At 68.0% G+C, this 12,993-nt stretch carries 11 protein-coding genes; 2 read left to right on the forward strand and 9 right to left on the reverse strand.

The features are described from left to right. The first annotated feature begins 40 nt into the window (after positions 1-40). On the forward strand, positions 41-529 hold the full coding sequence (locus tag OID54_RS29240; RefSeq protein ID WP_329024325.1) for a beta-class carbonic anhydrase: 489 nt from the start codon (positions 41-43) through the stop codon (positions 527-529). Between the two features lie 153 nt (positions 530-682). Here the strand turns inward: OID54_RS29240 and OID54_RS29245 are convergent, their stop codons facing one another. Then, positions 683-1,489, reverse strand: coding sequence for a PaaX family transcriptional regulator (locus OID54_RS29245; RefSeq protein WP_329024328.1), 807 nt, complete (start codon positions 1,487-1,489; stop codon positions 683-685). A gap of 229 nt (positions 1,490-1,718) precedes the next feature. Between OID54_RS29245 and OID54_RS29250 the strand changes: the two genes are divergently transcribed. Then, on the forward strand, positions 1,719-3,269 hold the full coding sequence (locus tag OID54_RS29250; RefSeq protein WP_329024330.1) for an MFS transporter: 1,551 nt from the start codon (positions 1,719-1,721) through the stop codon (positions 3,267-3,269). 154 nt (positions 3,270-3,423) lie between these two features. Here OID54_RS29250 and OID54_RS29255 read toward each other — a convergent pair whose 3' ends face one another. The 8 genes from OID54_RS29255 to OID54_RS29290 form a co-directional block, all read right to left on the reverse strand. Then, a complete protein-coding gene (locus tag OID54_RS29255) occupies positions 3,424-4,191 on the reverse strand; it encodes an enoyl-CoA hydratase-related protein (RefSeq protein WP_329024332.1) in 768 nt (255 codons plus the stop codon). An 81-nt stretch (positions 4,192-4,272) separates the two neighbouring features. After that, the gene (locus OID54_RS29260) at positions 4,273-5,577 is read right to left on the reverse strand and encodes a hypothetical protein (protein WP_329024334.1); all 1,305 of its coding nucleotides are present in this window, start codon (positions 5,575-5,577) and stop codon (positions 4,273-4,275) included. After that, complete coding sequence (locus tag OID54_RS29265) at positions 5,574-7,184, reverse strand: amino acid adenylation domain-containing protein (RefSeq protein WP_329024336.1); 1,611 nt, start codon at positions 7,182-7,184, stop codon at positions 5,574-5,576. The genes OID54_RS29260 and OID54_RS29265 overlap by 4 nt, the downstream gene beginning before the upstream one ends. A 217-nt stretch (positions 7,185-7,401) precedes the next feature. Beyond that, on the reverse strand, positions 7,402-8,583 hold the full coding sequence (locus OID54_RS29270; RefSeq protein WP_329024338.1) for a sensor histidine kinase: 1,182 nt from the start codon (positions 8,581-8,583) through the stop codon (positions 7,402-7,404). A gap of 2 nt (positions 8,584-8,585) precedes the next feature. Next, positions 8,586-9,275, reverse strand: coding sequence for a response regulator transcription factor (locus OID54_RS29275; protein WP_329024340.1), 690 nt, complete (start codon positions 9,273-9,275; stop codon positions 8,586-8,588). Positions 9,276-9,759: 484 nt separating this feature from the next. Then, positions 9,760-11,052, reverse strand: a complete 1,293-nt coding sequence (locus tag OID54_RS29280) for an ABC transporter permease (RefSeq protein WP_329024342.1) — start codon at positions 11,050-11,052, stop codon at positions 9,760-9,762. Continuing rightward, positions 11,049-11,771, reverse strand: coding sequence for an ABC transporter ATP-binding protein (locus tag OID54_RS29285; RefSeq protein ID WP_329024343.1), 723 nt, complete (start codon positions 11,769-11,771; stop codon positions 11,049-11,051). Before OID54_RS29285 ends, OID54_RS29280 begins: the two co-directional genes overlap by 4 nt. Continuing rightward, positions 11,768-12,598, reverse strand: a complete 831-nt coding sequence (locus OID54_RS29290; protein ID WP_329024345.1) for a hypothetical protein — start codon at positions 12,596-12,598, stop codon at positions 11,768-11,770. The genes OID54_RS29285 and OID54_RS29290 overlap by 4 nt, the downstream gene beginning before the upstream one ends. Positions 12,599-12,993: the final 395 nt, after the last annotated feature.

Raw genomic sequence — 12,993 nt, forward strand, 5'->3', positions numbered from 1 at the left:
CGAGAAGTGCTCTCGGGGGACTCGTAAGGTGAGGTAAGAAATGTCAGCCACCGATGAATATCTGGTGAACAACGAGACATACGCGCAATCCTTTGGTGGGCCGCTCGCGCTACCGCCTGCCCGTCGGCTCGCCGTGGTCGCGTGTATGGACGCCCGACTGAACATCTATGCGCTGCTGGGGCTTCGGGACGGCGATGCCCATGTGATCCGGAACGCCGGAGGCGTCGTCACGCAGGACACCATCCGCTCACTGGTCATCAGCCAACGGCTGCTGGGCACCCGGAGGATCATGCTGATCCACCACACCGACTGCGGAATGCTCACCTTCACCGACGATGATTTCAAGCGCGAGATCGAGAAAGAGGAAGGAATCCGCCCGCACTGGGCTCCGGAGGCATTCACCGATCTGGAGGACGACGTTCGGCAATCGGTTCGACGGATTCAGGTGGACCCCTTCGTTACCCACACCGACGCGATTCGTGGATTCGTCTTCAATGTGAAGAGCGGTCTCCTCAAGGAAGTGAAGTAGCAGGACTCCACACCGTCGGGGCGCACTGACCATCGCCTTCGACAGGGGGAGGAGCAACTGCGCCCGCCGGCCCGTATCCCGCCGGCGGGCGCAGTCGTACGTTGTTCGGTGGGCCGTCTCCCCTGCGTGGCCGTCTCACGTGTGGTGGTCGTCTCACGTCGTGATGAAGAGTGCTCCCGCGTCCCGTAGCAACTCGTGCAGGGCCGCGAACACCTCGGCGGATCGTGCTCCCGGCCATCCGACGGGGAGCAGTTCCATCGGCAGGTCCGGATCCGCGTACGGCAGTCGGCGCCAGGAATCCAAGGCCAGCAGATAGTCCCGGTACGCCTCCCGCGGCGTCGGCACCTGTCCTGCCGACCACTTTCGCAACACCGGTTCCTGTTCGTCCAGGAACGCCTGGTGCTGTTTGGTGATCGCAGCCAGATCCCACCAGTTCGCGACCGCCTCCGCCGTCGCGGCGAACCCCAGATGCTCGCCTCGGAAGAGTTCGACGTACGGGTCGAGTTGACGCCGGCGCAATGTGTGCCGGGTCTCCTCGTACAGCCGAGCCGGGGCGATCCAGACGTCCGAAGCCGCTGATCCGAAGCCGAGCTGTTCCAGTTGGGAGCGGAGCTGATGGCGGTGGTGGCGTTCCGGCTCGGGCGCGGAGAAGACCGCGAGCACCCAGCCGTCCGCCAGTCGCGGAGTGTGCCGGTCGTAGATGCGGCGGTCGCTGTCGGCGAGGAGTTGATGTGCCTGGACCGAGAGCGCGTGCGCCGTGGCTCCCTCCGTGTCCTCTTCCAGGACGAGGAGTCCGCGTTGCTGGAGCCGGGAGACGGAGGAGCGCACCGAAGAACCGTCCACCTGGAGGGCGGCGAGGAGCCGGAGCAGTCGGGTGAGGGGGAAGGGGCTCGGTACCTCGCGTCCGTAGGCTGCATAGAAGGTGACGAGCAGTGAATGGGAGGTGTGCTGGTCGACCACCCGATCACTGTAGGGCCCGCGATCGCCTGCACCGGAGTTTGCCGACTCGGGCCGATCACCGCGCGTCGTATCGTCGAAACGTGGCCCACACGGCTGCCACCAGCGGATTCCTTCTGCCAGGGCAGCAGATCTTGATCGACTGGTGGGGGCCGGGGGCCGGGCTTACGGTCGATGGGTGGATTGGCGGACGGTCCCGTCCGCTCACCCTCCCGTGAGGGCACGATGCGCCATGACGACCCCCCGACCGGTACCGACCACCTCTACGGCCACCACCCCGGCGAAGGGTGGCGGCCAGGGTATAGCCCTTCTCGTCATCGCCTCCTGTCAGCTGATGGTGGTCCTCGACATCACCATCGTGAACATCGCGCTCCCGCACATCCAGAGCGCGCTGGACTTCTCGACGACCAGCCTCGCCTGGGTGGTCAACGCCTACACGCTCACCTTCGGCGGCTTGCTGCTGCTCGGTGGACGGGTGGGCGACATCCTGGGCCGAAGGCGCGTCTTCATGTTCGGCGTCGCGCTCTTCGCGTTGGCATCCCTGCTCGGTGGCCTCTCCCAGAACTCCTGGCAACTCCTTGCCGCCCGAGCCCTTCAGGGAGTCGGCGGCGCGATCGCCTCTCCCACCGCGCTCGCGCTCATCACCACGACCTTCCGCGAGGGGCCGGAACGGAACCGGGCCTTCGGCGTCTTCGCCGCGGTCTCCGCGGGCGGTGGCGCGATCGGGCTGTTGGCCGGCGGCATGCTCGTCGAGTGGCTCGACTGGCGATGGGTGTTCTTCGTCAATGTGCCGATCGCCCTGCTCATCCTGGTGGTGACGCCCCGCTACATCCCGGAGTCCGAGCGCCACTCGGGACACTTCGACGTAGCGGGCGCGCTGACGTCCACCCTGGGCATGGTCGCCCTGGTCTACGGGTTCATCCGCGCGGCTCAGGAAGGTTGGCGCGACAAGCTCACCATCGGCTCTTTCGTGGCGGCGGTCGTTCTTCTCGGCGTCTTCATCCTGGTGGAGCGACGCTCGCGGCAACCGATCACACCCCTCCACATGTTCGCGGACCGCAACCGCGCCGGCACCTACGGCATCATGCTCAGCCTGGCCGCGGCGATCTTCGGCATGTTCTTCTTCCTCACCCTCTTCGTCCAGGACGTCCTGGGGTTCAGCCCCTTGATGGCGGGTCTCTCCTTTCTGCCCGTGAGCGCGGTGATCGCGATCGGGGCCGGGGTGACGTCCCAACTGCTGCCGAAGTACGGTCCCAAACCCTTCATGGTGACCGGCGCGATCCTGGCGGCGTTGGGTCTTGGCTGGTTGACCCAGACCGACGTGAACTCCACGTATCTCGGCAGTGTGCTGGGGCCGATGCTCATCTTCAGCTTGGGCATGGGCATGCAGTTCGTGTCCCTGACACTCATGGCCGTCTCCGGGGTCTCCCGGGAGGAATCGGGCGCCGCGTCCGGTCTGCTGAACGCGATGCAGCAGGTCGGTGGCTCGCTGGGACTGTCGATCCTGGTGACGGTGTTCGGCACCGCGAGCCGCAACAAGGCCGATGAGGTCATCCCGCAGTTCCTGAAACAGGCGACCCCCGCCGAACGCCTGACCTTCCAACGGACCGGCGAACTCCCGACATCCTGGGCGAACCAGGTGCTCGCCTCCGGGATCTCCTCGGCCTTCGTGATGGCTGCGATCTTCACCGCGGTGGCCGCCGTGATCGCCCTGCTGGTGATCCAGGTCCGGGCATCCGACCTGGAGCGACTGAAGGGCGGCGTGACCCCCGGCGGAGGCTGAACGCCGATGGGCCCGGCAGCCCTCCACATCATCCGCCCTCCACGGGGCCGGCTGGGTCCGGCCACCGAAACACGCGCCGGAGCCCCGGGACCCGAAGGCAGTCCCGGGCGGCTGGTGACCTGCGGTGGGCCGGGCGCCGGGGGCGCCTGGCCTGTCAGCCGTCTCGCCGGAATTTCGGGGCTCGCTTCTCCAAGAAGGCGAGCATGCCCTCCTTCTGATCGGCTCCGGCGAACAGTGAGTGGAAGGACCGCCGTTCGTAGCGGACCCCGTCGGTGAGGCCCGTCTCCAGTGCGCGGTCCACAGTGTCTCGGGCGGCCCGGGCCGCGAGGGTGCTGTAGGAGGAGATGGTGCGCGCCATCGTGTATGCCTCGGCCGCCAGTCGATCCGCGGGGACGACCCGGGCGACCAGGCCGGAGCGCTCGGCCTCGGCGGCGTCCATGGTGCGGCCGGTGAGGATCAGATCCATCGCCTTCGCCTTGCCCACCAGCCGGGTGAGCCGCTGAGTTCCGCCCATCCCGGGGATGACGCCCAGCGTGATCTCCGGCTGACCGAAGACGGCTGTGTCGGCGGCGATGATGGTGTCGCACATCATGGCCAGTTCGCAGCCGCCGCCGAGGGCGTATCCGGCCACCGCCGCGATCTTGGGGGTGCGCAGTGCGGTGAACTGCTCCCAGCGACCGAAGTAGTCCTCGGCGATCATCTCGGGCGCTGACTTGTGTGCCATTTCCTTGATGTCCGCACCTGCCGCGAAGACCTCGTCGGAGCCGGTGATGACGAAGCAGCCAATGCCGGGGTCGTCGTCGAGCGGCTGGAGCACCGCGAGGAGTTCGTCCAGCAGCGGTGTGCTCAGCGCGTTGCGCACCCGGGGCCGGTCGAGTCGCACGGTGACCACACGGTCGTCCCGTTCGGCGGTCAGATACATGGCGGGTTCTCCTGAAGGAAGTCGGATGGGGGAGGGGTGGTGGAGTTGGGCGGGGCGGCCAGGCCGGGTTTCCCACCCGTCTCAGGAGTCCCAGATCGCTCCATACGCGGGAATGCCCCTGCTCTCCAGGCCCTGGACCACCTGCCAGGTGAGCTTCTTGTTGGAGATGCAGATCACCGCCTCGGCGCCGAAGTCCCGGTGGGCGGCCTGGGCGAGGGCGAGCATGTCGGGCTTTCCGTGCTCGGCGGTGTCCCAGATCCTTGCTTCAGGTTGGACCGTGAGGATCTCGTCCACGAGGGCGTCGCCGTAGGTCGTCCGGGGACTGCGGGTGGCCCAGACCAGAAGGGCGGGCACCTCCCCCGCGAGGAGATGGGGGAGGCACGGACCTATCCCGCTGCCAGTGGCGACGTACACCACCCGGGTGAACAGGGTCTCTATGTTGGCAACCCCCGCCGTGGTGATTCCCTTGGTCCAGACCTCGGTGGGGAGGTCGTCGATGAACTGGCCCGTCCAGTCACCGGCCCGGGAGATGGTCAGGCGGTAGCCGCTGCGGCCGGGCTCGGGCACATTGGCGAAGGAGTGCCACTGCCCCAGCGGGCTGCGGCTGATCGCGGTCGAGGATCCGGCGAAGGGGGTGACCCCGTAGTCGAAGCGCGCGAGCGCCACATGGGTGGAGGGCCGCTCCGCGGCGACCGCCACCCGGCGCAGCCGGAGCCAGGGCAGTGCCACGCTGAGGGTGATCAGGGCCAGCAGCCAGACGGCGGATGAGGTGAGAGGTGACTGCTGCTGCTCGTGCGCGACGAGCAGGGTCTGTGCCCAGAGCAGGAGGAGCGCCGCCCAGCCGCCGTACCGGTGGATCCGTTCGAAGTGGTCGTGGAATTGCGTACGGAAGGGCGGTAGCGCGGTCGAGATGATCGCGATCAGCAGGATGCCCAGGGCGTACGAGACCGCGAGGACCGGTGTGGGCGCGCCCTGGAGGGTCATGGTCCCGACTAGGGCCAGGAACCAGAGGGTTCCGGCGGTGGCCCCGCCGACGTGCAGCCCTCCGAAGTGGTACACCTTCGCCAAGGTTCGGCGGACGGTCAAAGGCCAGGAGGTCGGGGCCGCTGTCGCCAGCCGGAACAGCAAGTTGATCACGTACTGCTGGCGGATGACGACGGCGAGGGCGACATTGATCAGCGCGGCGTTGGAGAGCTCCTGTTCGGACAGGGTGCTGCCGCCGCTCGCCCCCTGAGCGAGGAAGGCCAGGTTGGCGGCGATGACCAGGGCGGCCAGCCGGTGGTAGTGCATCAGCAAGGGCCCCTTCAGCGCGTGGCGCAGCCGGCCGGTGCGCGGCTGGGGCGCGAGAGCGGGGGCGTGGTTGTCGAGCCGCACGGGTGCGGTCATGAGGTCGCCTCCGCCCGCAGACGCCGGGCGAGGGTCAGCAACTGTGCCTTGTCGACTTTGCCCCGGCTGGTCCGGGGAAGGGTCTCGCATGCGTGCACCAGGTCGGGAACGCAGTAGTACGGCAGCGTCCCGGCGACGGCCTGCCGTGCCTCCTCGGCACCGATGCCCGCTGGGGTGACGAAGGAGACCAGGGTCCGGTCGTCGAGTTTCAGGGTCACCGCCTGGTGGCATCCGGCTACCGACTCCAGGACGGCGGACACCGAGTCCAGTTCGACTCTGAATCCGCGAACCTTGACCTGATCGTCGGTGCGGCCCAGATGTTCCAGTTCGCCCTCGGGTGTCCAGCGGCCGAGGTCGCGGGTGCGGAACATCAGATGCCCGGGTCCAAGGAAGGGGTCAGGGAGAAAGCGCGCGGCGTTGAGCCCCGGATTGTTCAGATAGCCGGCGCTGACCCCGGCCCCGCCCGCCCACATTTCGCCGATCGCGCCGATGGGCAGTGGCCGCTGGTGCTCGTCGAGGACGTAGACGGTGTTGTTGGGTGTGGGGCGTCCGATGGTGAGCCGTTCCGCGGAGCGCCTGTGGCGCTGGAGAGTGTTGACGATGGTGGTCTCGGTGGGGCCACAGCCGTTGTGGAACGCGCTGACGTCCGACCATCGATCGGCGAGCGGGCGCGGGCAGGGCTCTCCGGCCACCGCGACGGTCCGGACCCGCTCGCACTGCTTCGGGTCGAGGCCGGCGAGGATCGTTGGTGTGGCGATGAGGACGTCCGCGGTACGCGCGGTCTCGGCGAAGTCGCGCCCCCTGAGCAGCAGGGTGGCACCGTGGCTGAGCGCGCCGAGGATCTCCCAGGCCGCCATGTCGAAGGCGATGTTGAGGAGTTGGGCCACCCGCTGCCCCGGCCCGATGCCGAGGTCGCCGGGGGCACTGTGCAGCAGATTGCAGACATTGCGGTGGGTGACGGCGACTCCGTTGGGCGGACCCGTGGTCCCGGAGGTGAAGAGCACGTAGCAGGCGTCGTCCGCGTTCGGCGTCCGGGCCGGCCGGAAGGGCGGATGGCCGGGCTCGTCCGGCTCCGCCATCAGCGCGTCGAGGGCGATCAGTTGCTGACCGGCGCGGGCCGGGATCCGGTCGACGTACTCGGTGAGCGTCAGGACGACCCGGGGCCGGGTGGTCCGCAGTACATGGCGCAGCTGCGCGGCGGGGGTGATTCGCATGTCCTGGGGCACATAGGCGGCTCCCGCCTTCAGCGCGCCCAGGAGAGCGACCAGCATCGGTAAGGAGCGGTGGACGAACACGGGGACCAGGTCCCCCGACCCCACTCCGAGGTCCGCGAGCTGTTGGGCGAGCCGGTCCGCGCGGCGGTCGAGTTCGCCATAGCTGATCGTGCTGCCGAGGTGTTCGGCGGCGGTCGCCAGGGGCCGGGTGGCCGCCTGTTCCTCGAACGCCCGGTGGACGAGGGCATGGGGAATCGTCAGGCGGGGCCCCGCCCCGTACTGCTGGAACAGTGACCGGTCAGCCGGGGACAGTCCGTCGAGCAGCTCGCTCGCCCAGGCCCCCGCGGGCAGCTGGATTCTCCGCGCACTTGGTACGGCCAGGTCTTCGCGCATGGTCAGCGCACCTCCTGAGACACGACATCGGTCGGATGCGGCTCAGGAAACCGGCTGGGGGACAAGGGCGACCAGTGGTACAGACCACTCGTAAGACTTTCGTAAGACACCAGTTCGCCAAGGGAGTCGTCGGAGGTGACGCGCGGGTGTGCGGGGTGTGTTGACGGGTCGGGGGTGGTGCGGCCCGGGTCGTGGTGGTCCGGCTGGCGCAGGCCGGTCAGCCCGGGCGGGGCTCCGGGGGCACCATGACTGCCGCGGTGGCTCGGGTGGGGGCGACCTGCCGTGCGGGGGCGGCGGAGAGCACGACCTCGAATCGGCAGCCGCCCGGGATGTTCCCTGCTTCCACCCGGCCCGCGTGCGCCTTGACGATTCCCCGCACGATGGCGAGCCCGAGTCCTCCGCCCGCTGGTGGCGTCCTCGCCTCGGTGCCGCGCCAACCGGCGTCGAACACCCGGGGGAGATCGGCCTCGGGGATGCCTCCGCAGCCGTCGCTCACGGAAAGGATGACGGTGTCGCTCCGGCGTTCCGCCACAACCGCGACCGTGCCGTCCGCGGGCGTGTGGCGGATGGCGTTGGCCAGCAGATTGACCAGCACCCGGGTCATCTCCCGGGCGTCGGCCTCGACAGGGACGGCGTTGACCTGGTTGGAGACCAGACGAACACGGTGCTCGCGTGCGAGGGGGACGACGCATTCGAGTGCCTCGCCGATGAGATCGTCCGCCGATATTCGGGCCAGCGTCAGGACGAGGGTTCCGGCATGGATGCGGGAGAGCTCGAAGAGATCGCCGACCATGGTGTTGAGCCGGTCGACTTCTTCGCGGATCCGGCGATGGTAGCGGGCCGGGTCGGCGACCACGCCGTCCTCCAGCGCCTCGGACATGGCGCGCAGCCCCGCCAGCGGGGTGCGCAGGTCGTGGGAGATCCAGGCGACGAGTTCGCGTCGGGACGCCTCCAGTGCGCGTTCGCGCTCCCGGCACTCGGCCAGCCGGAGACTGGTGGTGGCCAGTTCGCCGCTCAGCGCGGCGATTTCCGCAGGGGCGGCACCCTCGGGTGCGGTGAAGGCCCCGCCCTCGCCGAAGTTCCGGGCCGCGACGACCAGCGCACGGCAGCTGCCGACGACTCGGCGGCCGAGAATCAGTGCGGTGCCGAGGGAAGTCACGGACGCCATCGCGCCTACCAGGGTGACGACGGTCAGATCGTAGGCTGACAGGAACATCGCCCAGCACACCGTCAGGGTTCCGGAGAGCATGGCCGCCACGGTGACGGCGGCGACCACCATGAGGGACACGGCGATCGAGCAGCACTTGAGCATCCGCAGGACCAGTTCGCCCAGCAGTCCCGCCGTGGCGGCGCCCACCAGGGCGTATGCCGCGATGAGGAGCATGTCGGAGAGGGGCATCACTACTCCGGGTGGCCGTCGAAGCGGTAGCCCGCCCCCCAGACGGTGAGGATCAGGCGGGGGTGCGCAGGATCCTCCTCGATCTTGCTGCGCAGTCGGCGGACATGGACCGTGACGGTGGACAGATCGCCGAACTCCCACCCCCATACCTCCCGCATGAGCTGTTCCCGTCCGCAGGTCGTTCCCGGATGGCGCATGAAGTGGCCGAGGAGGTCGAACTCACGTAAGGTCAGGGCCAGTTGACGCCCACACCTGGTCGCCCGCCGGGCCTCGGGGTCGAGTTCGAGACCCGAAGCTCGCAGGACAGGCCCGGTTGCGCCGGACCGCTCGGTGCGGCGAAGTACGGACTCCACCCTCAGGACCAGCTCGCGAGGGCTGAACGGCTTGGTGACGTAGTCGTCGGCCCCCACTTCGAGGCCGAGTATGCGATCCTCCTCACCGCTGAGCGCGGTCAGCATGATCACGGGTACCGGGCCGTCACGGCGCAGGGTGTGACAGACCTGGAATCCATCCATACCGGGCAGCATCAGATCCAGGATGACCAGCTTCGGCCGACGGGCCGCCGCCGCCGCGAGCGCTGCGGGACCGTGGGCGGCAAGATCCACGGAGAAGCCCGCGCGACACAGATAGCCGGCGACCACTTCGCCGATGGTGGGGTCGTCGTCCACGACCAGCACATGGTGAGGTGACATACGGTCAGCGTGGCATCAGCGAGCGGCCCCGGAGGAGCCGAACCGGGATTCGTGGAGTCCGTCGCGCCACGAATGTCGCCCTTGACGCCGAGCCCGGTCAATGGCACCAACTGAGCAGCGATCAGCGACGCGCACCTGGAGCAGCAGGACGGGTGTATTCCGCTGCGGCCCTCTGGGACGCCTTGGCGCATACCCGAACTACTCTTGCCGTTGGCCCAATTCGTCGACACGGCGGCATGCCCTAGGCCGGACCTGCGGGCGCCCTTGGCGCCCGACGCGCAGGCGCCGCATTCGTCTCTTTATGCTCTTCCTCAGGTTGGATGCAAGGGCCCGCTCGGGTGTCGGTTTCGGACCTCGCGGCTCCCTATCGATCAGGGAGGGAGTTCATGATGAGGGAATGTCATTCGATGCGTGGTGAGTAGCTGACACATCAGTCGAAGTGGACCTTGTGCGGAGAGGGCATGTCATCTTGCTGCCGGGATCGTCACCGGCGGAGCGCCTCCACGGGTGGAATGCGGGAAGCGCGCCATGCGGGATACAGGCCGGCGATCAGTCCGGTGACACATCCCAGCAGAGGTGCGGCGGCGACTGCTTCCAGGTGGATGACGGGTGTCCACTGACGGGCCACGGAGACAGCCACCACGGTGATGGTGCCGAGGGATGCTCCGACCAGTCCTCCTAACAGTCCCAAGATGGCCGACTCGGCGAGGAATTGAAGGGTGATGTGCCCACCGCCCGCTCCCAGGGCTCTGCGCAAGCCGATCTCGGCGGTGCGTTCCATGACGGCCACCAGGGTGGTGTTGGCAATGCCCACGGCGCCGATCACCAGACATATCGCAGCGAGTAGAAGGAAGAGTTGGTTGAGGTCTCCGTCGACCGCCGAGCGAAGGGCGCGCGGGTCGGGCGGCGCAATGGCCCGGAAATGCTCGGGGTGTTCGGGACGCAGAGCGAGTGCGGCTTCGTGGGCGATCTGAGGGGCGGCACCGAGACGGGTTGATACGAGCATCCTGGCGCGGTCGGCGCCCGGAGGCCCCCATATCCACTCGGCCGTGGCCCGGGGGATGACAACGGATAGGAGGAGATCGGCCTTGCGGTCGACACTTCTGAGGATGCCGATCACAGTGAACGGGGTGTTGCCGATGAAAACGGCCGGTTCGGTCCGCAGGGTGGTGATGCCCAGACGGGCCGCGACCGAGGTACTGATGACGGCGACTCGCTGACGCTGGGCGTTGTGGTAGGAGTCGAAGAGCCGACCCTGGGAAAGCGTCGATCCGGCGGCATGTAGCACTCCCGGCGAGGCGGACACCACGGTGGTGTCGCCACCTGTGTCTGCGGTGGTCTCCAGCGGCCGTGAGCTGACGGCCTGACCGGGTCCCAGCCGGACATTCCAGTAGACGCCTGCCGCCAGGACACCATTGAGCCGTTCCATACGGGTGTCGGCGTCAGAAGGGAAGGCCAGAGGGATGGCATCGGGGGTCTCACCGCCGGTGTCGTCCACCGTGACTTCCGTGGCGGCGAGTTCGCTGAATCGAGTGTCGATCTGTGCTGCGGCCGTACCCGTCAGACCCAGGACGGCGACGAACGCTCCCACGCCGAGTACGGTGCCGAGCACGGTCAGGACGGACCGGGCCGGGCGCTGCAACATGCCCGCCACTGCCTCGGACACCAGGTCACGTAGGGACAGTGACGAACGGCGGATACCGCGGTCCGCGCTTCGGCGGCGACGCGAGGCACGGGTAGGGGAAGAGGCAGGGGTGCGGGCCGGGGCGAGGCTCATCGAACCGCCTCCGTGAGGCTGAGGTCCTTCAGACCGCCGTCGAGCATGGTCAGGGTCCTCTGGCCCTGGGCGGCGACGTGCGCGTCATGGGTGATCACCACTAGCGTCATGCCGGTGTCATGCAGCTCGCTGAGCAGGCCGAGGACGGAAGCGGTGGTGCCCGAGTCGAGGTTGCCCGTGGGTTCGTCGCACAGCAGTAGAGACGGGCGGGTCACCACGGCACGTGCGATGGCGACGCGCTGCCGCTCCCCTCCCGACATACGAGTGGGCAGGAAGTCGATGCGGTGCCCCAGACCGACTTGCCGCAACGCTTCCTCTGCGCGGATACGCCGTTCCCGTCGAGGAACTCTTTGGTACACCATCGCAAGTTCAACGTTTTCCCTGGCGGTGCGGTGCGCCAGGACATGGAATGCCTGGAAGACAAACCCAATACGGGTGCCGCGCAGGGCCGCGCGCTGTCTTTGCTTGATGGTCCCGGTGTCGATGCCGTCCAGCAGATATCGACCGCTGGTCGGGGCGTCAAGCAGACCCGCGATGTTGAGGAACGTCGACTTTCCCGAACCGGACGGGCCGACCACCGTCACGTATTCACCGCGGCTGATCGTCAGATCACAGGCGTCCAGCGCCACGACCGGCGGGCGGCCGCCGTAGCGCATTCCGACGGATCTGAATTCCACGACCGCCGGCGTTGCGGAATCCGTCGCTGCTGTGGTCGTCATCGCGGTGCCCTGCCTGCGCCGCTGGCCGGTGCCACGCCCACCACCACCCGGTCACCGGGAGAAAGGCGTGCCGTCGGCACGGAGGTGATCTGCACCAGCCCGTTCCCGGACATCCCGGTCCGTACTTCGACCCTGCGCTGCGAACCTCCCGACTCCAGCACCGAGACCGTCGTACGGCCGTCGGCACCGGCCGACAGGGCGGCCGACGGCACGGCCAGCACCTCGCTTCCGGAAGAGGCGGCCTCGATCGTCAGCCGGACATCCTCACCGGAGAATGACGCCGGCAGTGCGGCGTCCGGCTTGACCTTGACGGTGTAGCCACCAAGGTCCTGCTGCGCTTCTCCCGCCTTCTTCGCCGAAGGTTCCGTGGCCACGGAGAGCACCGAGCCGGAAGCACCCTTTCCCGAAGTCTCGGAGAAGATGTTCACCTTCTGACCTGCGCGGACCAGGCCGACTTCATGTGCGGCCACCGATCCGCGCACCATCAGGGTTCCGGCTGAAAGCGTCAGAAGCTTTCCGTCCGGCTCTTTCCCCACCGACGCGGCGATCTCTCCGGTACGGACCGGGCCGGACCGGAGGTACACCACTTCACCTGCCGGCACGATCACTCCCACCTGGGGCTTCGACGCCTTGGGAGGCGCGCTTGCCGCCGTGTCACCAACGACAGGGGCGGCAGTGGTGTCCTCCACGGGCGCAGTCAGAGGCTCATAACCACGCGCGCGGTAGAAGGCTGCGACAGCACGCTCCGTACCCATGCCATACACCCCGGCGGAATCAGCGCCTGAGGAATAGCCCAGCACCGCCAGTGCGCGCTGAAATTGGGTCACGTCCTTTCCCCGGCAGCCCCTCGTGAGATCCCGGTACGAAGGCAGTGCCCCCGGTAAAGGGACAATCGGCCGTCCGGAAACCTCGACGAGAACCTGTCCGAAGGTGACTGCGGCACCTCTCTTCGTCCGCACCTCTGTTACCACTGATCTGGCAACATTCCTGTCTGCTCCGGCGGCCGCTACATCGACGCTCTGGGCAGCTTCCACTGTTCCGCGTGTCACGAGTGTCTCGGCCAGGACACGCCGCTGCACCTGAGCAGTGAGAACATCGGGAGCCGGAGGAGCAGTCTCGGCTGCCACCTGAGCCGGAGACTTGATAAACGCCGCGGCCCCCACCCCGCCGCCCGCGACACCTATGGTGCCGACCACCAAACACACCAGTGCCTGGCGACGCC

This window comes from Streptomyces sp. NBC_00690, from assembly GCF_036226685.1.
Classification (GTDB): Bacteria; Actinomycetota; Actinomycetes; order Streptomycetales; family Streptomycetaceae; genus Streptomyces.